This window comes from Bradyrhizobium sp. LVM 105, from assembly GCF_003957705.1.
GTDB lineage: Bacteria > Pseudomonadota > Alphaproteobacteria > Rhizobiales > Xanthobacteraceae > Bradyrhizobium > Bradyrhizobium frederickii.
On the sequence record NZ_QZMV01000002.1, the window covers coordinates 121,893 to 146,255 of the forward strand.

General features: G+C 65.1%; 24 protein-coding genes. 1 reads left to right on the plus strand and 23 read right to left on the minus strand.

Annotated elements, in window-relative coordinates:
* Positions 1 to 17 precede the first annotated feature (17 nt).
* The 13 genes from D6B98_RS05920 to D6B98_RS05980 all read right to left on the minus strand — a co-directional run bounded on the left by D6B98_RS05920 (position 18) and on the right by D6B98_RS05980 (position 12,593).
* Positions 18 to 791: an SDR family NAD(P)-dependent oxidoreductase gene (locus D6B98_RS05920; RefSeq protein WP_126256008.1), complete on the minus strand. Its 774-nt coding sequence runs from the start codon at positions 789 to 791 to the stop codon at positions 18 to 20.
* 31 nt (positions 792 to 822) lie between these two features.
* Positions 823 to 1,830: an ABC transporter ATP-binding protein gene (locus D6B98_RS05925; RefSeq protein WP_126256009.1), complete on the minus strand. Its 1,008-nt coding sequence runs from the start codon at positions 1,828 to 1,830 to the stop codon at positions 823 to 825.
* Between the two features lie 15 nt (positions 1,831 to 1,845).
* Positions 1,846 to 2,676: a carbohydrate ABC transporter permease gene (locus D6B98_RS05930; RefSeq protein ID WP_126256010.1), complete on the minus strand. Its 831-nt coding sequence runs from the start codon at positions 2,674 to 2,676 to the stop codon at positions 1,846 to 1,848.
* A 3-nt stretch (positions 2,677 to 2,679) separates the two neighbouring features.
* Positions 2,680 to 3,552 carry a carbohydrate ABC transporter permease gene (locus D6B98_RS05935; protein ID WP_126256011.1) on the minus strand — a complete coding sequence of 291 codons (873 nt, stop codon included), beginning with the start codon at positions 3,550 to 3,552 and terminating at the stop codon, positions 2,680 to 2,682.
* 158 nt (positions 3,553 to 3,710) lie between these two features.
* The gene (locus D6B98_RS05940) at positions 3,711 to 5,024 is read right to left on the minus strand and encodes an ABC transporter substrate-binding protein (protein ID WP_126256012.1); all 1,314 of its coding nucleotides are present in this window, start codon (positions 5,022 to 5,024) and stop codon (positions 3,711 to 3,713) included.
* A 306-nt stretch (positions 5,025 to 5,330) separates the two neighbouring features.
* Entirely contained in the window at positions 5,331 to 6,281 is a 951-nt protein-coding gene (locus D6B98_RS05945; protein WP_126256013.1) for a sugar-binding transcriptional regulator, read from the minus strand.
* 7 nt (positions 6,282 to 6,288) lie between these two features.
* Positions 6,289 to 6,951, minus strand: coding sequence for an HAD family hydrolase (locus D6B98_RS05950; protein ID WP_126256014.1), 663 nt, complete (start codon positions 6,949 to 6,951; stop codon positions 6,289 to 6,291).
* Positions 6,952 to 7,021: 70 nt separating this feature from the next.
* Positions 7,022 to 8,941: a nitric oxide reductase activation protein NorD gene (locus tag D6B98_RS05955; RefSeq protein ID WP_126256015.1), complete on the minus strand. Its 1,920-nt coding sequence runs from the start codon at positions 8,939 to 8,941 to the stop codon at positions 7,022 to 7,024.
* Between the two features lie 9 nt (positions 8,942 to 8,950).
* Positions 8,951 to 9,763, minus strand: coding sequence for a CbbQ/NirQ/NorQ/GpvN family protein (locus D6B98_RS05960; protein WP_126256016.1), 813 nt, complete (start codon positions 9,761 to 9,763; stop codon positions 8,951 to 8,953).
* A gap of 62 nt (positions 9,764 to 9,825) precedes the next feature.
* Positions 9,826 to 11,172: a cbb3-type cytochrome c oxidase subunit I gene (locus D6B98_RS05965; RefSeq protein ID WP_126256017.1), complete on the minus strand. Its 1,347-nt coding sequence runs from the start codon at positions 11,170 to 11,172 to the stop codon at positions 9,826 to 9,828.
* A 34-nt stretch (positions 11,173 to 11,206) separates the two neighbouring features.
* Positions 11,207 to 11,659 (minus strand): c-type cytochrome, encoded by a 453-nt coding sequence (locus D6B98_RS05970; protein WP_126256018.1) that lies wholly within the window; start codon positions 11,657 to 11,659, stop codon positions 11,207 to 11,209.
* Between the two features lie 95 nt (positions 11,660 to 11,754).
* On the minus strand, positions 11,755 to 12,018 hold the full coding sequence (locus D6B98_RS05975; RefSeq protein WP_126256019.1) for a cytochrome C oxidase subunit IV family protein: 264 nt from the start codon (positions 12,016 to 12,018) through the stop codon (positions 11,755 to 11,757).
* The gene (locus tag D6B98_RS05980) at positions 12,018 to 12,593 is read right to left on the minus strand and encodes a cytochrome c oxidase subunit 3 (RefSeq protein WP_126256020.1); all 576 of its coding nucleotides are present in this window, start codon (positions 12,591 to 12,593) and stop codon (positions 12,018 to 12,020) included. The genes D6B98_RS05975 and D6B98_RS05980 overlap by 1 nt, the downstream gene beginning before the upstream one ends.
* A 132-nt stretch (positions 12,594 to 12,725) precedes the next feature.
* Between D6B98_RS05980 and D6B98_RS05985 the strand changes: the two genes are divergently transcribed.
* Positions 12,726 to 12,935, plus strand: a complete 210-nt coding sequence (locus D6B98_RS05985) for a hypothetical protein (RefSeq protein WP_126256021.1) — start codon at positions 12,726 to 12,728, stop codon at positions 12,933 to 12,935.
* Positions 12,936 to 13,078: 143 nt separating this feature from the next.
* Here the strand turns inward: D6B98_RS05985 and mmsB are convergent, their stop codons facing one another.
* From mmsB to D6B98_RS06035, 10 genes are all read right to left on the minus strand, one after another.
* Positions 13,079 to 14,269, minus strand: a complete 1,191-nt coding sequence (gene mmsB / locus D6B98_RS05990) for a multiple monosaccharide ABC transporter permease (protein WP_126256022.1) — start codon at positions 14,267 to 14,269, stop codon at positions 13,079 to 13,081.
* Positions 14,266 to 15,843 carry a multiple monosaccharide ABC transporter ATP-binding protein gene (mmsA, locus tag D6B98_RS05995; RefSeq protein WP_126256023.1) on the minus strand — a complete coding sequence of 526 codons (1,578 nt, stop codon included), beginning with the start codon at positions 15,841 to 15,843 and terminating at the stop codon, positions 14,266 to 14,268. The genes mmsB and mmsA overlap by 4 nt, the downstream gene beginning before the upstream one ends.
* Before the next feature lie 185 nt (positions 15,844 to 16,028).
* Positions 16,029 to 17,102: a multiple monosaccharide ABC transporter substrate-binding protein gene (gene chvE, locus D6B98_RS06000; RefSeq protein WP_126256024.1), complete on the minus strand. Its 1,074-nt coding sequence runs from the start codon at positions 17,100 to 17,102 to the stop codon at positions 16,029 to 16,031.
* Between the two features lie 73 nt (positions 17,103 to 17,175).
* Positions 17,176 to 18,054: an SMP-30/gluconolactonase/LRE family protein gene (locus D6B98_RS06005; protein WP_164718487.1), complete on the minus strand. Its 879-nt coding sequence runs from the start codon at positions 18,052 to 18,054 to the stop codon at positions 17,176 to 17,178.
* Positions 18,054 to 19,130, minus strand: a complete 1,077-nt coding sequence (locus tag D6B98_RS06010; protein ID WP_126256026.1) for an aldose epimerase family protein — start codon at positions 19,128 to 19,130, stop codon at positions 18,054 to 18,056. Before D6B98_RS06010 ends, D6B98_RS06005 begins: the two co-directional genes overlap by 1 nt.
* A gap of 2 nt (positions 19,131 to 19,132) precedes the next feature.
* Positions 19,133 to 20,059, minus strand: a complete 927-nt coding sequence (locus tag D6B98_RS06015) for a Gfo/Idh/MocA family protein (protein ID WP_126256027.1) — start codon at positions 20,057 to 20,059, stop codon at positions 19,133 to 19,135.
* The gene (locus D6B98_RS06020) at positions 20,056 to 20,832 is read right to left on the minus strand and encodes a FadR/GntR family transcriptional regulator (protein WP_126256028.1); all 777 of its coding nucleotides are present in this window, start codon (positions 20,830 to 20,832) and stop codon (positions 20,056 to 20,058) included. Before D6B98_RS06020 ends, D6B98_RS06015 begins: the two co-directional genes overlap by 4 nt.
* Positions 20,829 to 21,809, minus strand: coding sequence for a galactofuranose ABC transporter, permease protein YjfF (gene yjfF / locus D6B98_RS06025; protein ID WP_126256029.1), 981 nt, complete (start codon positions 21,807 to 21,809; stop codon positions 20,829 to 20,831). Before yjfF ends, D6B98_RS06020 begins: the two co-directional genes overlap by 4 nt.
* A complete protein-coding gene (locus D6B98_RS06030; RefSeq protein WP_126256030.1) occupies positions 21,806 to 22,798 on the minus strand; it encodes an ABC transporter permease in 993 nt (330 codons plus the stop codon). Before D6B98_RS06030 ends, yjfF begins: the two co-directional genes overlap by 4 nt.
* Positions 22,795 to 24,339, minus strand: coding sequence for a sugar ABC transporter ATP-binding protein (locus tag D6B98_RS06035; RefSeq protein ID WP_164718429.1), 1,545 nt, complete (start codon positions 24,337 to 24,339; stop codon positions 22,795 to 22,797). The genes D6B98_RS06030 and D6B98_RS06035 overlap by 4 nt, the downstream gene beginning before the upstream one ends.
* Positions 24,340 to 24,363: the final 24 nt, after the last annotated feature.

Here is a 24,363-nt window from a genome sequence, read left to right on the forward strand (position 1 = left end):
CAGTTTTGACGGTGAGCCTACCAGCAAGTGTAGCCGCCATCCACCAGCACGATGCTGCCGGTCATCAGGCTCGCGGCCTCCGAGGAGAGGAACAGCACGACGGAGGCGATCTCCTCGACCTGCCCCATCCGCGCCATCGGAGTTCCACCGATCCAGGCGTCGTACATCTTGGCATTGCTCTTCACGAAAGCGTTGAGCGGCGTCTCGATGTATGTCGGCGCCACCGCATTGACGCGGATGCCGCGCGCGCCCCATTCGGCGGCCAGCGATTTGGTCAGGTGATGCACGGCAGCCTTGGAGGCGTTGTAGAAGCACTGCTCCTGCGGCTTGTTGACGATGAAGCCGGACATCGAGCCGACATTGACGATGGCGCCGCTTTTCGCCTTCAGCATGTGCTTGCCGAATTCGCGGCAGCACCAGAAGGTGCCGTTGAGATTGACGTCGATGACGTTGAGCCAGTGCTCGTCGGTGACGGTCTCGGCCGGGGTTTCGCTGCGGGCGATGCCGGCATTGTTGACGAGAATGTCGACCTTGCCGTGGCGGGCGACGAGGTCGTTCGCGACCTCGGCCACGCGCCTGGTATCGGTCACGTCCATGATCGCGGTTTCGATGTCGAAGCCCTTCGCCTTCAGGCTGGCCTTGGCGCTGTCGGCGACCTTGCCGTCGCGGTCGCCGATGACGACCCTGGCGCCGGCTTCAGCCAGCGCTTCCGCGCAGCCAAGGCCGATGCCTTGGCCGCCGCCGGTGATGAACGCGGTCTTGCCGTTCAGCTTGAATTTTTCCAGGTACATGGTGGTGTTTCCGTTGTCTTGACGTTTCTTGTCAGCCTCGAAGCGCGTTGCCGGCCTCGTCGAAGCGGTGGATGCGCGCAGGGTCCGGCACCAGCGAGACGCGGTCGCCGGCATGCAGGCTCAATTCCCCGATATAGCGCGCCGTCAGCATGCCGAGCGCACCGGCATCGACGTATAGGAACGTGTCGCTGCCGAGATGCTCGGCGACCGCGATCGTGCCCTGCCAGCCGCCGGTGCCGTCGCGTTCGATCTTGAGGTGCTCCGGCCGCACGCCGATGGTGGATGCACCGTGTTGCTTGGCCGGATCCCCGGTCACCAGATTCATCTTGGGCGAACCGATGAAGCCGGCGACGAAGAGATTGTCGGGTCGCTCGTAGAGCTCGAGCGGCGAGCCATATTGCTCGATCTTGCCGCCGTTGAGGACGACGATCTTGTCGGCCATGGTCATGGCCTCGACCTGGTCGTGGGTGACGTAGATCGCGGTGGTGCCGAGCTGCTTCTGGAGCCTGGTCACCTCGATGCGCATCTGCACGCGCAGCGCGGCATCGAGATTGGACAGCGGCTCGTCGAACAGGAACGCCTTGGGCTCGCGCACGATGGCGCGGCCGATCGCGACGCGCTGGCGCTGGCCGCCGGAGAGCTCGCGCGGCTTGCGGTCGAGATAAGGCGTGAGGTTCAGCGTGGCGGCGGCCGCCTCGACCTTGCGGTTGATCTCGTCCTTGGCAAGGCCGGCCATCTTCAGGCCGAAGCCGATATTGCCGCGCACGCTCATATGCGGATAGAGCGCGTAGGACTGAAACACCATCGACAGTCCGCGCTTGGCGGGCGGCGTGTCGACGACGTTCTTGCCGTCGATCAGGATCTTTCCGCCAGAGACGTCTTCGAGCCCGGCAATCAGACGCAGCAAGGTCGTCTTGCCGCAGCCGGACGGGCCGACGAAGACCACGAAGGAGCCGTCGGCGATGTCCAAATCGGCGCCCTTGATGATGTGCACGGGGCCGAACGATTTCTGCACGCCTTGAAGTGTGATCCGACCCATGATCCGGCAGCCCCTCTACTTCACCGCGCCGAAGGTGAGCCCGCGCACGAGCTGCTTCTGGCTGAACCAACCGAGGACGAGAATGGGCGCGATCGCCATCGTCGAGGCCGCCGACAGCTTTGCCCAGAACAGCCCTTCCGGGCTCGAATAGGAGGCGATGAACGTGGTCAGCGGCGCCGCGTTCGAGGTCGACAAATTGAGCGTCCAGAACGCCTCGTTCCAGGCCAGGATCAGGTTCAACAGCATCGTGGACGCCAGCCCCGGGATCGCCATCGGCGTCAGCACGTAGACCAGCTCGCGGCCGATGGTGGCGCCGTCCATGCGCGCGGCTTCGAGAATGTCGCGCGGGATCTCCTTGAAATAGGTGAAGAGCATCCAGATCACGATCGGCAGATTGCCGAGGCACAGGATGATGACGAGGCCGATGCGGGAATCGAGCAAACCGAAGGACTTGTAGATCAGGTAGATCGGCACCAGGACGCCGACCGGCGGCATCATCTTGGTCGAGAGCATCCAGAGCAGGATGTCCTTGGTACGCTTGGTCGGCGAGAACGCCATCGACCAGGCCGCGGGAATGGCAATCAAGAGAGCGATGAGCGTCGAGCCGCCGGCGATGATGATCGAGTTCATCGCGTGGTGAAAATAGTCGCTGCGCTCCTGGACGGTGGCATAGTTTTCCGTGGTCCAGTGGAAGAACAGGAAGGACGGTGGTATCGCAAACGCCTCGAGCTCGGTCTTGAAGCTCGTCAGCATCATCCACAGGATCGGGAAGAAGATCAGGAAGCCGAAGAACCACGCTCCGATCGTCGAGGCCACCACCCGCCCTGTCGTCGCCATCCGCGCCATGCTTCAAGCCTCCAGATTGCGGCCGACGATGCGGACGAGGAAGAAGGCGACGACGTTGGCGATCGCGACCGCGACGAGGCCGCCCGCCGAGGCGCTGCCGACGTCGAACTGGATCAGCGCCTGCGAATAGATCAGGAAGGCGATGTTGGTGGTTTGCAGGCCCGGCCCTCCCCCGGTGGTGACGAAGATCTCGGCAAACACAGTCAGCAGGAAGATCGTCTCGATCAGGATCACCACCGTGATGGGGCGCGCCAGATGCGGCAGCGTGATGTAAATGAAGGTCGATACCGCGCTGGCGCCGTCCATCTCGGCGGCCTCCTTCTGCTCTTCGTCGAGCGATTGCAGCGCGGTGAGCAGGATCAGCGTCGCGAACGGCAGCCATTGCCAGGTCACGATCAGGATCACGGCGAGCAGCGGCGCGTCGGTGAACCAGTCGATCGGCGTCAGGTGAAACAACTGGGCGAGCCAGGCGAACAGGCCGGACACCGGATGCATCAGCAGGTTCTTCCAGACCAGCGCGCTGACCGTCGGCATCACGAAGAACGGCGCGATCACCATCAGCCGCACGAAATTGCGCCCGATCACCGGCTGATCCATCAACAGCGCGAGCGGAATGCCGAGCAGGATCGTCAGCGCGAGCACGGAGCCAACCAGCACCAGCGTGTTCTGAAGCGAGGCCAGGAACGCGGGATCGGTGAGGAAGTAGCGGAAGTTCTCCAGGCCCACGAACGACTCCGAGCCGGGATCGAGCAGGCTGTAATGCAGGGTCGAGAAGTAGATCGTCAGCGCGAGCGGAACGATCATCCAGATGAAGAGCAGCCCGACCGCAGGCGTCAGGAGCGAGCGCGCAAGAAGCTGCGTCTGCCGGGTTGCCATCCCTGACTTCTCCTTCAGAGCGTTTTCAAGCGAAGTGGAGACCGGTTCACGGGAAGAAGAAGAAAATGCGTCAAAATGAAACCTCGGGAAGAAGGCGGCCATCCATCCGGGGATCGGCGGATGGCCGCAAGTCTGAGCTCAGGAGGTCGAGCTCGGGTTCACTTGATGTAGCCGGCGCGCTTCATCTCGCGCTCGGTTGCCGATTGCGCCGCGGTCAGCGCGGCATCGACCGTCATCGAGCCGGCAAGCGCGGCCGAGAATTGCTGGCCGACCTGGGTGCCGATGCCCTGGAATTCGGGAATCGCGGCGTATTGCACCCCGACGTAAGGCACCGGCTTCACCGTCGGCTTGTTCGGATCGGCCGCGTCGATCGAGGCCAGCGTCAGCTTGGCGAACGGGGCAACCTTCAGATAGTCGGGGTTCTGGTAGAGCGAGGTGCGCGTGCCCGGCGGCACGTTGGCCCAGCCATCCTTCGAGGCGACGAGCTTGGTGTAGTCCTTGCTGGTTGCCCAGGAGATGAACTTCTCGGCAGCCTCCGTCTTCTTGGAGCCGGCGGGGATCGCGAGATTCCAGGCCCACAGCCAGTTGGCGTTCTTGCCGAGGCCGGTGTTGGGCGCCAGCGCGAAACCGACCTTGTCGGCGACCTTGGACTCCTTCGGGTTGGTGACGAAGGATGCCGCGACCGTGGCGTCGATCCACATCGCGCACTTGCCGGCGTTGAACAGCGCCAGATTCTCGTTGAAGCCGTTGGAGCTCGCGCCGGGCGGGCCGGCTTCCTTCATGAGATTGACGTAGGTCGTCAGCGTCGTCTTCCATTCCGGCGTGTTGAACTGCGGCTGCCACTTCTCGTCGAACCAGCGCGCACCGTAGGAATTGGCCATGGCCGAGAGGAACGCCATGTTCTCGCCCCAGCCGGCCTTGCCGCGGAGGCAAATGCCGTAGGTGCCGGCACCCTTGTCGGTGATCTTCTTGGCGGCATCGACCACGAAATCCCAGGTCGGCTTTTCCGGCATCTTCAGGCCGGCCTTCTCGAACAGATCGGTGCGATACATCACCATCGAGCTTTCGCCGTAGAACGGCGCGGCGTAGAGCTTGCCGTCGACGGAGACCGCGTCCTTGATCTTGGGCAGGAGGTCGGCGACGTCGTAATCGCTCCCGAGATTGGCGAGCGGCACCAGCCAGCCCTTCTTGGCCCAGATCGGCACCTCATAGGTGCCGATGGTGAGCACGTCGAATTGACCGCCCTTGGTGGCGATGTCGGTGGTGACGCGCTGGCGCAGCACATTCTCCTCCAGCGTCACCCACTTCACCGTGATGTCGGGGTTCTTCTTGGTGAACTCACTCGTCAGCCCCTGCATGCGGATCATGTCGCCGTTGTTGACTGTGGCGATCGTCAGGGTCGTTTCGGCCATCGCGGGAACGGCCAGCAAAAGTGCAGATGCGCCGCAGACGGCGCCCAGGATGTGTTTCACGGTGACCTCCCCTCAAGCGCGTTTGAGCATATACCCACGCGTTGGGCGTATGTTCAACTCAAGGAAGGAGCCTTGTCAAGCAGGCGCACGGGTGTTTGCGCAACTTATGAGTGCTGCGGTGCGGGAGGGGTGGCAGGTGTTGCCGGGCCTTGCAGGTGTTGCCTCACCCACACTGTCGTGCTCCGCGAAAGCGGGGCACCCAGCACTCCGTGTCGTCAGTTGGTTTGCCCCAAGCGGGGCCGCGGCGTACTGGATCATCCGCTTTCGCGGATGATGACAGCGGAGCAAGTGGCGAGACCGCCCGCCCTACCGCTCCAATATTGCCCTTGCGGTGGTCTCGTCGGTGATCAGGCCGTTGATCAGCCCCCCGTTCAACGCCGCGGCGATCGCTGTCACCTTCGCCGCCCCCACCGCGGCACCGATCGTCGTGGCCTTCGCCGGCACTTCCGGCGGAATGCTGGTGAGGCGCTTGTTGGTGCCGGCCTTGAGCAGACGTCCCCTGGAATCATAGGCCCAGCCGGTGATCTCGCCGATGGCGCCCAGCCGCATCATCTCGAACAATTCGTCGCGGGTGACGAAGCCGTCGATGTGGACCTGCGCCTTCTGGTCCATCTGGCCGATGCCGACGAGGCGCAAATCCGCCTTGGCCGCGACCGCCTTCACCTTGGCGATCGGTTCGATGCGAACCATCTTGTTGCGCTCGTCCTCGGACGACATCAGGAACGGCAACGGCATCGGATAGTGCCGCGCCCCCGTGCGGTCGGCGAGCCGGCCGACGGTGTCGTAAAAGCTCGCCGAACCGTCGGCGGAGATGTTGCCGACCAGCGAGACGATCTGGTGATTGGGCCGGTCGATCGGCGTGACGCGCTCGACCGCGGCGCGCACGGCACGGCCGGTGCCGAGCGCCACGATCACGGGCGTCTCCGAACGCAGCGTGGCGTCGAGCAGATTGGCGCAGCGCTCCGCGATGCCTGCGGTGGCCTGGGGAGCAGCAGGATCGGCCGGCACCACCTCGCAATGGACGAGGTCGAACCGCTGCTTCAGGCGCGCCGCAAGCTCCATGCAGGCGGCGATGGGATGTTCGAGCCGGAAGGTGATGAGGCGCTCGGCAAGGCACAGCGAGACCAGCCGCTGCGCCGAGGCCCGCGAGACCTGGAGCATTTTTGCGATCTCGTCCTGGGTGTGACCGGCGATGAAATAGAGCCAGCCGGCGCGCGCGGCATCGTCGAGTCGCGACTTGTCGTTGTCGGCGGCCATGCGGGCCTCACGCCTCCCAGAAATCGCTCATGCGGGCGAAGACCCGGTCGGCCCCCGCGCCGGACAATATAGCCTGCCCGTCACGGCCGCGGTAATGGCTGCCGCCGACAAATCCCCAGACCGTCATGCCGGCCGCCTTGCCCGCCGCAACTCCGCTGACGCTGTCCTCGATCACCAGCGTGCGCGCAGGCTGCACCCCCATCTTCTCCGCCGCGAGCAGAAAGAGGTCCGGCGCCGGCTTGCCATGCCGGACCATTTGCGCGGTGTAGATCCGCTCGCCGAAATGCGCCCGCAGGCCGGTCACGTCGAGAGCGAGCGCGACGCGATCGAAATCGCTGGACGAGGCCACGCAAAACGGCACGGACAAGTCGGATATCACGCCGGCAATGTCGGGGATCGGCTGAAGACAAGCTGCGAACGTCGACAGCACTTGCGACTTCAGGCGCGGCAGAAAACTCTCCGGCACGATCCGGCCGAGACCACGATAATGCTGCTCGATCGCCTTGGTGCTGCGGCCGAGAAAGAGCTCGAGCGCCTGCTGCTGGCTGAGCGCGATGTCGAACTCGGCCAGCACCTCGGACAGGCACCGGCAGCTCAGCAGCTCGCTGTCGACGAGCACGCCGTCGCAATCGAAGATGATCAGTTCAGGTCTCGGCCGGCCCTGCTCCATCCGGCCATTCGATCATATACCCAGCAAGTGAGCAATAGCTCGACCGGAGCGAAGCGTCGGCGGTTCCTTGTCAATGCGCGACCTGCCGGTAGATCGCCGGCAGCGCCGCGGGCAGCCGCTTGATGTTGCCGACGATGGTGTAGCCGCCGCGGCCGAACAGGGTCGGGAAGTAGGATTGCGCGGTCGCGTCCACCGTGACGCCGAAGGCGGCGATGCCGAGCCGGCGCGCCTCTTGCACCGACTTGCGGGTGTCCTCGACCGCGAAGCGACCTTCGTAATGATCGACATCGTTCGGCTTGCCGTCGGTGAGGACGATCAGCAGCTTCTTGCGCTGCGGCTGGCGGGCGAGCTCGGCCGCGGCGTGGCGCACCGCCGTGCCGATCCGCGTGTAATAGCCCGGCTTCAACGCGCCGATCCGACGCTCCACCGTCGCGCTCATCGGCTCGCCGAAGGCCTTGACCGTCTCGAGCCGCACCCAGGAGCGCCGGCGCGAGGTGAAGGTCAGGATGCTGTGGTGATCGCCGCAGGCCGAAAGCCCGTGGGCAAGCACCAGCAGCGCCTCCTTCTCGACGTCGAGCACGCGGTAGCCGTCGACCCAGGCATCCGTGGAGAGCGAGACATCGACGAGCAGCGTGACGGCGAGATCGTGCCCTTGCGGGCGCATGGCGACATGGATGCGATCGAGACCGCTGCCACCGCTGCCGGCGCGCAGGTCGCACCGCGCCCGCACCAGCGCGTCGAGATCGAGGTCGTGTCCGTCGGCCTGGGCGCGCATCAATTCGTGGCGCGGCCGCAGCACCTCGAAGCGGCGGCGCACCTGGCAGATGTGCCGGCGCATGGCGTCGTCAGGCGTCCAGCTCTCACCTTGCTCGGAGGCCGCGCCTGCGAGCACGCGGCAATGATCCGGCAGATAGGAGCCGCTGCGATAGTCCCATTCGGGATAGGCGAGGTCCGCATTCAGCTTCGAGGCATCGAGGGCCTCCGGCGGCAGGTCGAGATCGAACTTGAACCGGCTCGCCGGCTTGCCGGTGCGGCGGCTGAGCGTGATCTCCTCGAGATCGTCGGCGGCTTTCTGCGCATCCTCGTCCTCGCTGTCGTCGGCGGGACGGTCGACATTGACCATCTCGGCCATCGCCAGGATCTTCTCGAAGCGGTTGAGCACGAAAGGATCGCGGCGGTTGGCATTGTCCTCGCGCTCGCGGACGGCAAAGCGTTTGCGATCGTTCTCGGCGGCGGCTTCCGCGCCCGGTGCGCACTCGTCGTCGCCGGCATGTGCGGGCGAGAGCTCGCGCGTCCAGCAATCCCCCCACAGCGGGCACGGCAGGATCGAACGATAGCCCGGCGGCGCCTTGTCCGGCAGCGGGCCGGTGCCCATCATCGCCGGCCACAGCTTGCCGGCAGGCGCCTTGCCGGCTCCGAGCAGGGCCAGCACGATCTGCTCGACCTCCTGCTCGATGCGCGGGAGGGGACGACGAGGCCGGGCCGCGGCAGTTGCTGCGGCGAGCGTCGCGTAATCGCCGGCAAGGCCGGGAAATTGCGTGAGCACAAAGACCGCCGTCTCGCTTGCCCGGCGCAACACCAGCAGATCCCGCCGCAGCGGATCGACCTCCGTGATCGTGTCGATCGGCGCGGCGGCGAACCACGCCGCAAGCCAGCGATAGAGCGCCGCGTTCAACGCGCGGTCGGGAAAGATCGAGATGCGATCGGGAAAGAAGATGGTCGCGGCGTCGCGGCCCGGCTGCTCGAGCCGCTCGTCTCCGAGGCCGATGCGCTGCCGCCAGCCGAGACGGTGCCCCGATTTTCGCGCACCTGCGCTAGCAATCTGCACCCCCGTCTCACCGCCGAGCGCCCGGAACATCACCGCCAGCCGCCCCCTCACCTCGGTCAGTGCGACGGCGTGATCGTCGTGAGCCGGATAGCTCGCGGTGCCGCCGACCATCCTGTGCCAGGCGCGGCCGACCGTCTCCTCCAGTTCGAGGAAGTCGAGCATGACTCGGCCTCACCCGATGACGGCGCGTGCGACGTCCAGCAGCGCCGCCTTGACGTCGGCGTCGTCGGTGAGCGGCTCGATCATGCCGGCCAGCACGGCATCGCCGATCGAGGTGCCCGCGGCGATCAGGGTCGCACAATAGACCACGAGCCGGGTCGAGACGCCCTCCTCCAGATCGTGTCCCCTGAGCGCACGCAGCCGGCCAGCCAGCCCCACCAGCGGCCGCACGCGCTCCGGCGACAGCCCGCTTTCAGCGGACACGACGCCGATCTCCTGCTCCGGCGGCAGGAAATCGAATTCGATGGCCACGAAGCGCTGCCGCGTCGAGGGTTTCAGCGCCTTCAGCAGCGTCTGGTAGCCGGGATTGTAGGAGACGACGAGCATGAAGCTGCGCGGCGCCACCAGCTCCTCGCCGGTACGTTCCAGCGGCAGGATGCGGCGATCGTCGGTCAGAGGATGCAGCACGACGGTGACGTCCTTGCGGGCCTCCACAACCTCGTCGAGATAGCAGATGCCGCCTTCGCGCACGGCGCGCGTCAGTGGACCATCGGTCCACACGGTGTCGCCGCCCCTGAGCAAATGGCGGCCGGTGAGATCGGCGGCGGTCAGATCGTCATGACAGGCGACGGTGTGAAGCGGCAGCCCCAGCCGCGCCGCCATGTGCGCGACGAAGCGGGTCTTGCCGCAGCCGGTCGGCCCCTTGAGCAGCACAGGAAGTTGATGGCGCCAGGCGTGTTCGAACAGCGCGCATTCGTTGCCGCTCGCGACATAGGCCGGCAACCCGGGTCCAGGTGCCGCCACGGCGAGAAGTGCTGCGTTCATGATCTTCCTCCGGAATTCACAAAGAGACGGCGGCCGCGAAGAACCGCGGCCGCCTTTTGCGTTTACTCAGCCGGCTGCAGCGCGGCGGGAATGACCGCCTGCTTCTCGCGGCTCGGCACCAGCACGGCCCAGACGAACATCAGCGCGGAGATCGCAACGAACACACCGGAGCCGAGACGGACCCAGTAGAACATCGCGAGCTGATCCTGCACGTCCATGTAGCCCTGGCCGAGCACGCGCTGGAGATGGACCTGGACCACGCCGGCGAAGGTCAGCGCGAAGGTCATCACCATCATGGCCGTGCACATGATCCAGAAGCTCGTCATGGACAGCCACTGGTTATAGGGCGCACGTCCCTTCAGCTGCGGGATCGCATAGGCCATCACCGACAGGTTCAGCATCACATAGGCGCCGAAGAAGGCGAGATGGCCGTGCGCGGCGGTGACCTGCGTACCGTGGGTGTAGTAGTTCACCGAGGACAGCGTGTGCAGGAAGCCCCACACGCCGGCGCCGAGGAACGCCATCACCGAGCATCCGACCGACCACAACAACGCGGCACGGTTCGGATGCTTGCGGCCGGCCTTCCAGGTCATCTGCACCGTGAAGATCACCATGGTGAAGAACGGCGCAACCTCCAGCGTGGAGAACAGCGAACCGATCCACTGCCAGTAGCCGGGCGCGCCGATCCAGTAGAAGTGGTGGCCGGTGCCGAGGATGCCCGAGAACAGGGCAAGGCCGATGATCACGTAGAGCCATTTCTCGACGACCTCACGATCGATGCCGTTGAGCTTGATCATGAGATAAGCGAGCACGGAGGCCATGATCAGCTCCCAGACGCCTTCGACCCAGAGATGGACGACGTACCACCAGTACATCTTGTCGACGGCAAGGTTCGCCGGGTTGTAGAAGGCGAACAGGAAGAAGATCGCGACGCCCCACAGGCCAAACAGCAGGATGTTGGTGATCGTGGTCTTGCGGCCCTTCAGCGCCGTCATCGTGACGTTGAACAGGAACATCAGGCAGACGACGACGATGCCGACCTTGATGATGAAGGGCTGTTCGAGGAACTCGCGGCCCTCGTGATAGTGGAAGAGATAGCCGACCACGGCGACGCCGGCGGCACCGAAGAACATCCAGAACTGGATCTTCGCCAGCAGCGGGCTATAGAGCTCGGTCTCGGTCTCTTCCGGGAGAAGGAAGTAGGTCGCGCCCATGAAGCCGATCAGCGACCATACGATCAGCGCGTTGGTGTGGATCATCCTGACGATGTTGAACGGCAGGAGCGTCGACAGCGTGTTGGGCAGGACGTAGATGGTTCCTGCGACCAGGCCGAACAGGACCTGGGCCAGGAACAGGGTCAGCGCGCCGTAGAAATACAGCATCGCGACTTTCTGGGTTTGATATTTCATCTCGGGTTCTCTCTGTCTTGAAAGAGCAATGCGCTCAGCCGGCCTTGTTCGGCGGCCATTCCTGCCGCTTGATCTTGCCGGTCCATTGCAGGAAGTCGGCGAGATCATCGAGCTCCTGGTTGGTGAGGTTGAACTGCGGCATCTGCCGCCGGCCCGGCGCACCGGAGGGCTGCGACTGCATCCAGGCTTTCAGCGTCTCGCGCGCTGCGGCCGGGTCCTCGTTGCCGCCCCAGCGATCCCAGACGTTGCCGACTTCAGGCGCGAAATAGGCGCCCTCGCCGAGCAGCGTGTGGCAGTTGATGCAGGAGTTCTTCTCCCAGACATGCTTGCCGCGGGCGACCGACGACGTCAGCGTCGTTGCGTCCGTGGACGTCGTGACCATGTAGTAGTGGCTGTGCGCCGTCAGCCCTATGAAAATGGCGAAGAAGAAGGCCGAGCCGCCGTAGAAGACATTTCGAGCGGCCGACTTGGTCAGGCGTTCAGCCATTGCCAATCCTTTCCGGTTGATTCCAGTCGAGGTGCGATGCTGCGATTTATTGCCGCTCCGACCGGCCGGTTCTTTGTCAGGGCGCAATGAGCGCGTCAGATCAGGGCGACCACGGCTGACACGGACCAGGCAAACAGCAGGACGATGACGAGCCAGGCGCTCACGAGGCCGCGCCAGAGCGCCGGCGCGGCGCGAAGATCGAGGAAATCGAGCACGATCCGGCGGCCCTTGAGCGCGGCGAAGGCCAGCAGCAGGGCGTTGCCGAGCAGCGATCGCGTGACAATTGATGGAACCAGAACGGTTGCGAGCGCGAGGCCGATCAGCACGATCCAGGTGATATCGAGACGATCCGGAATCATCAGCGCACGAGATATAGAATCGGAAATATGACGATCCAAAGCAGATCGACCATGTGCCAGAACGCGGTTCCGGTCTCGACGCTTGCCGGCCGGGCACCCCGGGAAACGACGGCCAGGATCACGATGCCGAGGCCGACATGCAGAAGATGGAATCCGGTGAGGAGGAAGTACAACGTGAAGAACGGGCTGGTCTCCAGGCCGTATCCTGACGCGATCTCGCCGGCATATTCGAGCAGCTTGATCGCGATGAAGAGCGCGCCGAGCGCCATGGCGCCGAACAGCCAGCCGCGCGCACATCCCCTTGCGCCCGCCCGTGCTGCAGCCGTCGCCCGTGCGGCAGCCCAGCCACTGGTCACAAGCACGATGGTGTTGAGTCCCGCCAGATGCGCATCAAGCGTAGCCTGACCGGCCGCGAAGACCGCCGGGTGAAGCGCACGAGCGACGACGAACGCACCGAGGAACAGGCCGAAGGCGGCGAGTTCGCTGAAGATGAGCACCCACATCATGGGATCGCCGGGAAGATCTTCCAGGATTCCCCAGCCGGTGCCTTGTTGTTCGAAGTCCGTAGCCGACATCTGCCTTCCGCATCAAGTCGTCGGACAGATATCTCACCTGCGCGATTCCGACTTTGTCGCCGGACAAATAGTGCGACCGGCCAGAGGCGCGTTTGCGCTGCCGCAACGTTCCGCCCGCCCTGCCGTCATAGGGTGGATGTCATCCGGCGGTTCCGCGAAACGGCGAGCGATGAGATGAGCGATGCACAAATCGGGCTGATGACCGCGACCCCCATCATCATCGTTTTCGCCCTCGCGCTCCGGCGAATGGGGGTGTTGTCGACCGTGGCAACGGTATCGGCGGTGAGCCTTTCCGTCGCGATCGCGGCGGTGCTGTTCACGACGCAATCACCGCTGCCGTAATAAGGTAGGGCCGTAGGGTGGGTTAGCCGAAGGCGTAACCCACCTTATTTCCGCGCACGCGGGACGAAGTTGGTGGGTTACGCAGAGCAAACGCGCTTCGCGCATCTGCTCCGCTAACCCACCCTCCGACAGTGCCGTTGCGGCTAGCGCCGCTGGTTATACACGTCGATACACACCGCCCCGAGCAGCACCAGGCCCTTGATGACCTGCTGATAGTCGATGCCGATGCCGAGGATGGACATGCCGTTGTTCATCACGCCCATGATCATGGCGCCGACCACGGCGCCGCCGACCCGACCCACGCCGCCATAAGCTGAAGCGCCGCCGATGAAGCAGGCGGCGATGACGTCGAGCTCGAAGCCGAGCCCGGCCTTCGGGGTCGCGGTGTTGAGGCGCGCGGCGAAGACAAGGCCCGCGAGTGCGGCAAGCACGCCCATGTTGACGAAGGTGAAGAAGGTCAGGCGCTCGGTCTTGATGCCAGACAGCTTCGCCGCCTTCGCATTGCCGCCGACTGCATAGACCTGCCGACCGATCACGGTGCGACGGGTGACGAAGCCGTAGAGCGCGATCAACGCGGTCATGATCACCAGCACGTTCGGCAGGCCGCGATGCGAAGCGATCAGATAGGTGAAATAGAGCACGGCGCAGGCGAGCAGGACGCTCTTCCCCAGGAAGAACGCATAAGGCTCGACCTCGATGCCATGCAACTGCTCGCGCGACCGCCCCTTGGCGCTGGCATAGACGAGGCCGAGCGCGAGCACGGCGCCGATCAGCATGGAGGTTGGATGCAGCGTGCCGGCCTCGGGCAGAAGCTCCGGAATGAAGCCGGAGGACAGCTTCTGGAAGGTTGCCGGGAACGGGCCGAGTGACTGGCCCTGCAGCACCGCGAGCGCGAGCCCCTTGAACACCAGCATGCCCGCCAGCGTGACGATGAAGGACGGAATGCCGAAATAGGCCACCCAGTAGCCCTGTGCCGCACCGATCGCCGCCCCCAGCAGCAGGCAGGCGATGAAGGCGAGCGTGTAGTCGACCTTGTAGGTCACCATCAGCACAGCGGCGACCGCGCCGACGAAGCCGGCGACCGAGCCGACCGAGAGGTCGATATGGCCGGTGACGATCACCAGAAGCATGCCCAGCGCCATGATGACGATGTAGCTGTTCTGAAGCACCAGATTGGTCAGGTTGAGCGGCTGCAGCAGCGTGCCGCCGGTCATCACCTGGAAAAACAACATGATCGCGATCAACGACATCAGCATGCCGTAGTTGCGCAGATTGTTCTTGATGAAGCTGCCGTGCCGGCGCTCCTCGGGCAGCGATACCGTCTTGTCGGTCATGGCTGCATTCCTCCCATTTCCGCGGCCGCAGGTGCGGCGTTCCCAATGTTTCGTTCGTTGCGCATGATGGCGCGCATGATCTTCTCTTGCGTCGCATCCGCGCCCTTGAACTCGCCAACGAAGGCGCCCTCATTCATGACGCAGATGCGGTCGCAGATGCCGAGCAGCTCGGGCATTTCCGAGGATATCACCACGACGCCGCGGCCGGCTTCCGCCAGCTCGTTGATGATACAGTAAATCTCGTATTTGGCACCGACGTCGATGCCCCGCGTGGGTTCGTCCAGGATCAGGACTTTTGGGTCGGTCATCAGCCATTTCGACAGCACCACCTTCTGCTGGTTGCCGCCGGAGAGCTGGCCGGTCTCCTGGTAGACGTCGGAGCAGCGGATGCGCATGCGGGTGCGATAGTCGCTGGCGACCTTCAGCTCGGCGATGTCGTCGATCACCCGGCCGGGCGCGACCTGGTCGAGGCTGGCGAGCGTGATGTTCTTGCGGACGTCGTCGGCCAGGATCAGGCCGAGCTGCTTGCGGTCCTCGGTGACATAGGCAAGGCCGGCGTCGATCGCCGCCGCGACGCTCGGCAGCACGATCTCCCGTCCCTCCAGCCGGATGGTGCCGCTGATATTGGTCCCCCAGGAGCGGCCGAACAGGCTCATGGCAAATTCGGTGCGTCCGGCGCCCATCAATCCGGCAATGCCGACGACCTCGCCGCGCCTGACGCCGAAATTGACGTTCTTGATCACCTGCCGCTCGGGATGGATCGGGTGATAGACCGACCAGTTGGCGACGTCGAGCACGGGCTCGCCGATCTTGGCGCTACGCTCCGGGAAACGGTGGGCCATATCGCGATTGACCATGCTGCGGATGATGCGGTCTTCCTGGATCGGCTCGGCATGGCAATCGATGCTGTCGACGGTACGGCCGTCGCGCAGCACGGTGATGTGGTCGGCAACCTTGGCGACCTCGTTGAGCTTGTGCGAGATCAGGATCGAGCCGATGCCCTGCTCGCGGAAGGTCATCAGGCGTTCAAGCAGCGCGGCGCTGTCGGCCTCGTTCAGGCTGGCGGTCGGCTCGTCCAGGATCAGCATCCGGACCCGCTTGGACAACGCCTTCGCGATTTCGACCAGTTGCTGCTTGCCGACGCCGAGATCGGTGATCAGCGTATCCGGAGATTCCTTCAGGCCGACCTGCGCCAGCAACTCCTGCGTGCGCCGATACACCTCGTCGCGGTCGATCACGCCGAGCTTCGAGGGCGGATGCGACAGGAAGATGTTCTCCGCGATCGACATCAGCGGGATCAGCGCCAGCTCCTGGTGGATAATGATGATGCCGAGCGCCTCGGAATCGTTGATGTCGCGGAAGCGCCGCTCCTCGCCTTCGAAGACGATGGTGCCCTCGTAGCTGCCGTGCGGGTAGACCCCGCTCAGCACCTTCATCAGCGTCGACTTGCCGGCGCCGTTCTCACCGACGAGCGCGTGGATCTGCCCGGCGTGAACCGAGAAGTTGACGTCACGCAGCGCTTGCACACCGGCGAAGCTCTTGCTGACGTTACGCATCTCCAGCATGGCGGTCATGTGATCATACTCCTGAACGTCTCCGCGTCGTCATGGCCGGGCTTGTCCCGGCCATCCACGTGCAGCCGCCTGCGACGAAGGCGTGGATGCCCGGGACAAGCCCGGGCATGACGAGTTTGTGGACGTGCTTTTCGTCCCTCATCGAGAGTCCCCCTCTCCCCGCACGCGGGGAGAGGGAAAGAAAGTTACTGGAACTGCGCCTTCTTGTAGTAGCCGCTGTCGACCAGGACCTTCTCCCAATTGTCCTTGTAGACCACGACCGGCTTGAGCAGGTAGGACGGCACGGTCTTGACGCCGTTCTCGTAGGTCTTGGTGTCGTTGACCGTGACCTGCTTGCCGGCGAGCGCGGCGTCGACCATGTCGGCGGTCACCTTGGCGAGGTCGCGGGTGTCCTTGAAGATGGTCGAATATTGGTCGCCGCGCAGCATCGCCTTGATCGAGGGCACCTCGGCGTCCTGCCCCGAAATGATCGGCATCGGCTGACCGGCGCTGCCATAGCCGACGCCCTTCAGTGACGAAATGATGCCGATCGAGATGCCGTCATAGGGCGACAGCACGGCATTAAGCTTCTTGTTGCCGTAGTAGGCACTGAGGAGATTGTCCATCCGGGCCTGGGCGGTGGCGCCATCCCAACGCAAGGTCGCGACCTTGTCCATGCCCATCTGGCCCGAGGCGACGACGAGCTTGCCGCTGTCGATGTAGGGCTTCAGCACGCTCATCGCGCCGTTGTAGAAGAAGTAGGCATTGTTGTCGTCCGGCGAGCCGCCGAACAGCTCGATGTTGAACGGGCCCTTGCCTTCCTTCAGCCCAAGCCCCTGCTCGATCGATTGCGCCTGCAAGACGCCAACCTGGAAATTGTCGAAGGTCGCGTAATAGTCGACGTTCGGCGTGCCGCGGATCAGGCGGTCATAGGCAATCACGGTGATGCCTTTTGCTTTCGCCTGCTTGAGCACGTCGGACAGCGTCGTGCCGTCGATCGCGGCGATCACGAGCGCCTTCGCGCCTTTGGTCACCATGTTCTCGACTTGCGAGAGCTGGTTCGGAATGTCGTCCTCAGCGTATTGCAGGTCGGTGTTGTAGCCGCGCTCCTTCAGCACCTTGACCATGTTGTTGCCGTCGTCGATCCAGCGCGCCGACGACTTTGTCGGCATGGCGATGCCGACGGTCGCCTTGTCCTGGGCGGCAGCGGGAAGGCTTGTGGCCATCGTCGCAGCGCCCGCCAGCGCCAGTGCGAGGAATGCGGTCTTCAGTTTCAGCATGTTTCACTCCCTTGGGTGTCAGATTGTTTGTTCGTGTCGTCGAGAACGTGGTCGTGGGCTGCTTTCTTGTCTCCTATGCGAGCTTGACGTCGGGCTCCGCGCGACCGCGCGCGGAGGCCTCCAATAGAAAAGTGTAACCGGCTTGCGGATCGGCGGCGCGCGCGGCCGTGTCCATATCCTGCCAGGCGGAAGTGACGAGCAGACGCGACAGGCCGGGGCCGACGAAGGCCGGGCAACTCGCCTGCCGGGCCGGCACGCTGAGCGAGCGCAGGCGTTCACCTTGCGGAGAATAGACGTCAATCCGGCTCGCGCCCCAGCAGGCGTTCCAGATCTGCCCGTCGGCGTCGCACACCGAGCCGTCGAGACCGCCAATGCCGGTATGGCGCAGCAGCACCTCCGGCTCGCCGCGCGGCAGGCCAGTCGTGGGATTGAGCGGCACGGCATAGAGCACGGCGCGCGAAGTGTCGGTGAAATAGCCGGTGGCGCCATCCGGCGAGAAGCAGATCGAATTGGGGATGCTGATGCCGGGAAACAGCGTCGAGATCTTGCCGCGATGGAGCGCGTAGATCGCCCCAGCCTTCGGCTCGGCCTTCTTGCCCATGGTGCCGATCCAGAACGTGCCGGACTGGTGCACACGGCAATCATTGGAGCGCGTGGCGGGATTGTCCGCCTCGAGCGCAAGGAACAGCGTCATGGCGCCATCGGCGAGCTTGCGGATGTAAAGCCCGTCCTCGGCGACGATCAACTGCCGTTCGGCATCGATGCGCCCGAGCGCGCTCGCCATCCGGCCGAGCGCATGGACGCGGATGCTGCCACGGCCAAGTTGCGCCTCGAACAGCCGTCCCTCGCGGATGTCGAACCACCAGGCGGTATCGGTGGTCATGTCATAGGTCGGGCCCTCGCCGAGATGGCAAGGATCGTTCGAGAGAACGGAGGTGGGCACCTGCTCCATCATGGCGTCCTCACGGCAAAGCGATAGACCGTGTGATGGCGATAGACCTGGCCGGGATCGAGGCGCGGACTCGGAAAATCCGGCCGGTTCGGCGCATCAGGCCAAATGTGCGGCTCCAGGCACATGGCATCCGACTGCCGGATGAGCTTGCCGCCCTTCCCCAAAACCGTGCCGTCCAGATAATTGCCGGAATAGACCTGAAGGCCGGGCTGGTCGGTGAACAGATCCATGATCCGCCCCGAGCGTGGCGCCTCCAGCCTTGCGGCGAGCGCGAGCTTGCTGTCGCGGCCGAGGCAGTAGGTGTGATCGTAGCCCCTGCCGTTCTGCAATTGCTGGTCGCCCTGCCGGATGCGCTCGCCGACCGGCCGAGGCTCGCGGAAATCGAACGGCGTGCCGGCAACGCGACGCGGCGGCTCCGGCAACGGAATGGCGGTGGGATCGATCGCGAGGAAATGCTCGGCGGCGACCGTCAAGCGGTGGTCGAGGATGGAGGCACCTGACGTTGCGCCTTCGAGATTGAAGAAGCTGTGGTTGGTCAGGTTGACGATGGTCGGCCGGTCGGTGCGCGCTTCCATGGACAGCGACAGCTCGGACGGGCCGGTGACGCGATAGGTCAGGCGGACATCGAGCTGGCCGGGATAATGCTCCTCCCCGTGCGGACTCGTATAGGCGAGCGTCACTGCGGGCGCGGCGCCCTCGTCGAGCTCAACGATCTCCCAGAGCTTGCGGTCGAATCCATCGAGACCGCCGTGCAGTGCATTCGGCCCGTTGTTGACGGCAAGCTGCACCGTCTCGCCGTCAAGCGAAAACTGTCCCTTGGCGATGCGGTTGGCGTAGCGGCCGACGGTGGCGCCGAAGAACTTTCGTTCCGCGAGATAGCCGGTGAACGCGTCATGGCCGAGCACGACGTCGTCATGGCCGCCCTTCGCATCGGGCGCGATCAGCGCCTGAAGCACCGCACCATGGGTGATGATTCGCGCTTCGAACCCGCCTGCCCCTCGCAGCACAATGCGCTCGACATCGCGGCCGTCCGGCAGTCTTCCGAAGACGTCTTTTTCGATTGTTGAGCCAGCCATGTCTAATCCACGAACGGTTCGACAATTGTGCGCTTGCCGAGCAGGAAGGCGTCGGCGACGAGACGTAGCGGTGTCAGATCGACGTCGCTTGCGCCGGTCGCCGCGAGCTCGACGAAGCGCCGGTAGAGCCCGCGATATTCCTCATCGGGGGCTTCGGCAAGAACCTTGTCGTCAATGGCCATGCGCGCACCCCCGCTGGACAAGGTCATCCGGCCGCGATCAGTATCGACGACGATATCCCAGCTTTGCGGCCCGGTCTGGCGAAAGTCGAACTCGGCAGTCACAGGCAGGCCGCCAATGTCGGTCAGGGTCAGGTTCGCAGCGATCGGCGCCTGGCAGTTGGCGGGAAAGGCAAGCTCGGCCGCGGTGACGAACACCGGCCTGGGCAGGATTTTGGTCAGGATCGACAATGCGTTGATGCCGGGATCGAACACGCCAAGTCCGCCTGGTTCCCAGATCCAGCTCTGACCGGGATGCCAGACGCGGACATCCTCCTTCCAGCTGATGTGCACCGATTTGATGCGTCGCTCGGCGAGCCATTGTCGCGCGGGCTCGACCGCCGGCGCATGGCGCGAATGCCAGGTCGCAAACAGCGTTCGCTTTGCCTCCGTCGCCAATTCGATCAGCGGATCGAGCTCGACCACGCCGGCGCCCGGCGGTTTCTCCAGCATGACATGCTTGCCGGCAGCGAGCGCCGCGGCCGCCTGCGCGCGCCTCACCTGCGGCGGCGTGCAGAGCGACACGGCGTCGATCGGCGGGCCTTTCTCCAGCAGTTCCTCGATGGTGGCGAAGTGGGGCAGCCCCGGCAGCGAAGCATTGCGGCTGGCAATCGCCGACAGCGTCGCGCCCGGCACCGCGGCAATCGCGCCGACGTGCTGGTCACGCGCGATCTTGCCGAAGCCGACGATGGCGATACGAAGTTCCGTCACGATCCCTCTCCAGATTCGGCCGATGGCATCGTCTCCGCCGCTGCGGTCTCGATGACCGTATCTTCATGGCGGTGCATGCCGTTGTGAATGACGAAGACCATCGCCTCCGAGGCGGCCTCGGGATCGCGCGCCGCGATCGCATCGATGATGTTCTGGTGCCACAGCAGCACCGTGTCGCGGTCCTCCGGCTCGACCGGGGCGCTGAGCAGGAACGAGGCACGCAGCGCCGCTTCGATGACATGGCCGATCGAGCGCATGAACAAATTCCCGGAGGCGCGCGCCACTCCGACGTGAAGCGCGAGGTCGGCATCGGCAAAGCCGACCGAGTCGGACGCTTCGTGTCGCATCCGCGCCATGCTTTGCCGGAGTTCGGCAAGATCCCGCTCGGACCGCCGCGTGGCCGCCAGCATCGCCGCGCGCGGCTCGACCGCAAGTCGGATCTCGGCGAGATCGTTCAGGAAACGCTTGTCGATGCCGGCGTCCAGATGCCAGGCCAGCACGTCGGCGTCGAACATGTTCCAGGCGCCGCGCTCGCGCACGACGGTGCCGACGCGCGCCTTGGTGGTGAGCAGCCCCTTGGCGACGAGGGTCTTCACGCTCTCGCGCAGCACCGGCCGCGACACGCCGAACATCGCAATCATCTCGGCGTCGCCCGGCAGGCGCGTCCCCTCCGCGTAACGTCCGGCGATGATGTCGATGCCGATCGAGCGGGCGACCTCCGCATGGTTGGAGTGGGCCCGCCGCGTCGGGATGATGACGATGCGCGAGGTCATGTGGTGGCTCCTGCGCTCTTCGTCGCCGGCCGGCGCGCGAGCGCGACCAGCCCCTGCTGCAAGGCGATGAAGGCGAACAGCAGGATTCCGGTCGCGATCTTGGTCCACCAGCTCGACAGCGTGCCGTCGAAATTGATGTAGGTCTGGATCAGCCCCTGGATCAGCACGCCGAGGAAGGTGCCGATCACAGAGCCCTGCCCGCCCGTGAGCAGGGTGCCGCCGATCACGACGGCGGCGATGGTGTCGAGCTCGACGCCGACGGCCGAGAGCGAATAGCCGGCGCTGGTGTAGAAGGAGAAGACGATGCCGGCGATGCCCGCCAGCAGGCTCGACAGCATGTAGATCTTCACCGTCATCTTGCCGACGGCAACGCCCATCAGGCTTGCGGTCGCCCGGCTGCCGCCGAGCGCATAGACGTTGGCGCCGAACCGGGTGAGATGCAGCAGCAGGGCGCCGCCGATCACGATCGCGAGCATGATGATCGCAATCGCCGTCAATCGTCCCCCGCCGGGCATCCGCAGCGCGAAATCGGACACGGTGGAATAGACCGGCGCCGTGATCGGCACCGATTCAGTGGAGAGCAGGAAGCTCGCGCCGCGCGCCAGGAACATGCCGGCAAGCGTCACGATGAACGGTGGCAAATCGAAGACGTGGATCACGGCGCCCATCGCCGCACCGAAGGCCGCCGAGAGCACGAGAATGGCGACGAAGGCGACCAGCGGCGGCATGCCCCAGCGCTCGATCGCGAGCGCGACAAACACGGTGGTGAAGCCTATCACCGAGCCGACCGACAGATCGATGCCGCCGGAGATGATGACGAAGGTCATGCCGATCGCGACGATGCCGAGGAAGGCGTTGTCGGTGAGGAGATTGCCGACGACGCGGGTCGAGGCGATGTTGGGAAACTGCACCGCGCAGGCCGCGAAGCCCGCGACCAGCACGATCGCCGTAATGAGGGCGGGCGGCAAGCCTCTCATGCTTTCGTCCTCCGCAGCCGCGTCACCACACCGGCAATGCCTGGCAGCTTCGGCGATTGCAGCAGCAGCACCGCGAGCACCACCACCGCCTTGACCAGCAGGTTGAACTCCGGCGGATAACCGGACAGCAAAATGCCGGTGTTCATGGTCTGGATGATCAGCGCGCCGAGCACGGCCAGCACGAGGCTGAAACGGCCGCCGAACAGCGAGGTGCCGCCGATCACCACGGCCAGGATCGCATCGAGCTCGAGCCAAAGGCCGGCATTGTTGGCATCCGCTCCCATGATGTCGGCGGCCGCGATCACGCCCGCGAGGGCGGCGCAGACGCCGCACCAGACATAGACCGACAGGATCATCGCACGGGTGCCGACGCCGGCAAGCTCGCTCGCGCGCGCATTTCCGCCCGTCGCCTCGATCAGAAGACCGAGCGCCGAGCCGCGCACCACCGCGCCGGTGAGGATCAGCATGCCCAGGGCGATCACGACCGGGACCGGCAGGCCGAGCACCGAGCCATTCCCGAGCCAGACCAGGTCTGGCGAACTGAAGGTGACGATGCGCCCTTCGGTGATGAGCTGGGCGATGCCGCGCCCTGCCACCATCAGGATCAGCGTCGCCACGATCGGCTGCATGCCCAGCACGGCGACGAGAAATCCGTTCCACAATCCGCAGACGAGCCCGGCACCAAGGGCAGCCGAGAGCACCACGGGCAGGCCATGTGTGTCGGCAAGGCTCGCCGCGATTGCGCCCGAAATCGCCATCACCGCGCCGACCGACAGATCGATGCCGCGCGTTGCGATCACCAGCACCATGCCGAGGGAGAGCAGCGCCACCGGCGTGCCGCGGTTGAGCACATCGATCAGGCTACCGAAGAGACGGCCGTCCTGCAGGCGCAGGTCGAAGAATTGCGGCGACACCATGCGGTCGACCGCGAGGATGACGATCAGCGCCAGGATCTGGGCAAGGCCGCGGCGCGGCAGCAGCGCTGTCATGCGTGGGCCTCATGCGCAACCGCAGCGCCATCGGCTGCAATGGCTGCGAGAATGTTGCCGACGTCGATCGCCTCGCCCGCGAGTTCCTCGACATGGGCGCGGTCGCGCAACACGACGACGCGGTCCGAATAGGTCACGATCTCGTCGAGCTCGGAGGAGATCACGAGCAGCGACAAGCCGTCGTCGCAGAGCTCGCGGATCAGGCGGATGATCTCGGCATGCGCCCCGACGTCAATGCCGCGGGTCGGCTCGTCCAGCACGAGGAGCCGCGGCGAGGTCGCAAGCCACCGCGCCAGCAGCACTTTCTGCTGATTGCCTCCGGACAACAGGCCGACGGGACGTTCGGGATCAGCCGGACGGATGTCGAGCATCTTGACATAGCGGCGCGCGATCTCGTCCTGCTCGCGGCGCGACAGCGGCCGATGCAGGCCGCGCTTGGCCTGAAGCGCGAGCACGATGTTCTCGCGCACGGTGAGCTCGGCGACGATGCCGTCGGTCTTGCGCTCCTCCGGGCAATAGCCGAAGCCATGACGAACGCCGTCGCGGGGCGACTGCAGCCGGACCGGTGCGCCCTCCACCCTCACCTGCCCGCGATCGGCGCGCTCGGCGCCGAACACGAGCCGCGCCGTCTCGGTGCGGCCCGAGCCGAGCAGGCCGGCAAGGCCAACGACCTCGCCATGGCGCAGCTCGAGATTGAACGGCGCGACATAACCGACCTTGCCGTAACCCTCGAAGCTCGCGCAGACCTCGCGCGCTTGATGTTCACTCGCCGCCGCCCGTTCGCTGGTGGTCTCCGCCAACTCGCGGCCGAGCATCATTCGGATCAGCTCGAGCCGCGGCAGCGAGGCGGTCTCGCGCTCGCCGACCAGGCGGCCATTGCGCAAGACGGTGATGCGGTCGGAGATCTCGTAGACCTGGTCCAGAAAATGGCTGACGAAGACGATGCCGATGCCGCGCTTCGTCAGTTGCCGCATGATGCCGAACAGGATCTCGACCTCGTGACGGTCGAGGCTCGCGGTCGGCTCGTCCAGAATCAGCACCCGCGCGGAGAGATCCACCGCGCGGGCGATCGCGGTGACGTGCTGCACGGCCACCGAATAGCTGCCGAGCGGTGCGGCGACGTCGATGTCAAGACCGAAATCCGCGAGCAGCGCCTTGGCGCGACGCCGCATCTCGCCTTCGCGCACGATGCCGAAGCGCATCGGCTGGCGGTCAAGAAACAGGTTCTGCGCCACGGAGAGGTTCGGCAGCAAATTGACTTCCTGGTAGACGGTGGCGATTCCCGCGGCCACCGCGGCCTTGGCCGAGCGCGGCGCGATGTCTTCACCACCGATTCGGACAACGCCGGCATCGCGCGGGAACACGCCAGTGACGACCTTGATCAGCGTCGACTTGCCGGCACCGTTCTCGCCGAGCAGCGCGTGGATTTCGCCGGCGCGCAGCGTGAAGTCGACCTCCTGCAGCGCGCGCACGGCGCCGAAGCTCTTGCTGATCCCGCGCACCTCCAGGAGAGGAGGAGCAGAATCGGGGCTGTTCTCCATGGCGACGTCACTCCCACCGGCGCC

Coding starts and splice junctions, on each gene's coding strand:
- D6B98_RS05920 (WP_126256008.1), bottom strand. CDS start 791: ATGTACCTGGAAAAATTCAAGCTGAACGGCAAGACCGCGTTCATCACC.
- D6B98_RS05925 (WP_126256009.1), bottom strand. CDS start 1,830: ATGGGTCGGATCACACTTCAAGGCGTGCAGAAATCGTTCGGCCCCGTG.
- D6B98_RS05930 (WP_126256010.1), bottom strand. CDS start 2,676: ATGGCGCGGATGGCGACGACAGGGCGGGTGGTGGCCTCGACGATCGGA.
- D6B98_RS05935 (WP_126256011.1), bottom strand. CDS start 3,552: ATGGCAACCCGGCAGACGCAGCTTCTTGCGCGCTCGCTCCTGACGCCT.
- D6B98_RS05945 (WP_126256013.1), bottom strand. CDS start 6,281: ATGGCCGCCGACAACGACAAGTCGCGACTCGACGATGCCGCGCGCGCC.
- D6B98_RS05950 (WP_126256014.1), bottom strand. CDS start 6,951: ATGGAGCAGGGCCGGCCGAGACCTGAACTGATCATCTTCGATTGCGAC.
- D6B98_RS05955 (WP_126256015.1), bottom strand. CDS start 8,941: ATGCTCGACTTCCTCGAACTGGAGGAGACGGTCGGCCGCGCCTGGCAC.
- D6B98_RS05960 (WP_126256016.1), bottom strand. CDS start 9,763: ATGAACGCAGCACTTCTCGCCGTGGCGGCACCTGGACCCGGGTTGCCG.
- D6B98_RS05965 (WP_126256017.1), bottom strand. CDS start 11,172: ATGAAATATCAAACCCAGAAAGTCGCGATGCTGTATTTCTACGGCGCG.
- D6B98_RS05970 (WP_126256018.1), bottom strand. CDS start 11,659: ATGGCTGAACGCCTGACCAAGTCGGCCGCTCGAAATGTCTTCTACGGC.
- D6B98_RS05975 (WP_126256019.1), bottom strand. CDS start 12,018: ATGATTCCGGATCGTCTCGATATCACCTGGATCGTGCTGATCGGCCTC.
- D6B98_RS05980 (WP_126256020.1), bottom strand. CDS start 12,593: ATGTCGGCTACGGACTTCGAACAACAAGGCACCGGCTGGGGAATCCTG.
- mmsB (WP_126256022.1), bottom strand. CDS start 14,269: ATGACCGACAAGACGGTATCGCTGCCCGAGGAGCGCCGGCACGGCAGC.
- mmsA (WP_126256023.1), bottom strand. CDS start 15,843: ATGACCGCCATGCTGGAGATGCGTAACGTCAGCAAGAGCTTCGCCGGT.
- chvE (WP_126256024.1), bottom strand. CDS start 17,102: ATGCTGAAACTGAAGACCGCATTCCTCGCACTGGCGCTGGCGGGCGCT.
- D6B98_RS06005 (WP_164718487.1), bottom strand. CDS start 18,054: ATGGAGCAGGTGCCCACCTCCGTTCTCTCGAACGATCCTTGCCATCTC.
- D6B98_RS06010 (WP_126256026.1), bottom strand. CDS start 19,130: ATGGCTGGCTCAACAATCGAAAAAGACGTCTTCGGAAGACTGCCGGAC.
- D6B98_RS06020 (WP_126256028.1), bottom strand. CDS start 20,832: ATGACCTCGCGCATCGTCATCATCCCGACGCGGCGGGCCCACTCCAAC.
- yjfF (WP_126256029.1), bottom strand. CDS start 21,809: ATGAGAGGCTTGCCGCCCGCCCTCATTACGGCGATCGTGCTGGTCGCG.
- D6B98_RS06030 (WP_126256030.1), bottom strand. CDS start 22,798: ATGACAGCGCTGCTGCCGCGCCGCGGCCTTGCCCAGATCCTGGCGCTG.
- D6B98_RS06035 (WP_164718429.1), bottom strand. CDS start 24,339: ATGGAGAACAGCCCCGATTCTGCTCCTCCTCTCCTGGAGGTGCGCGGG.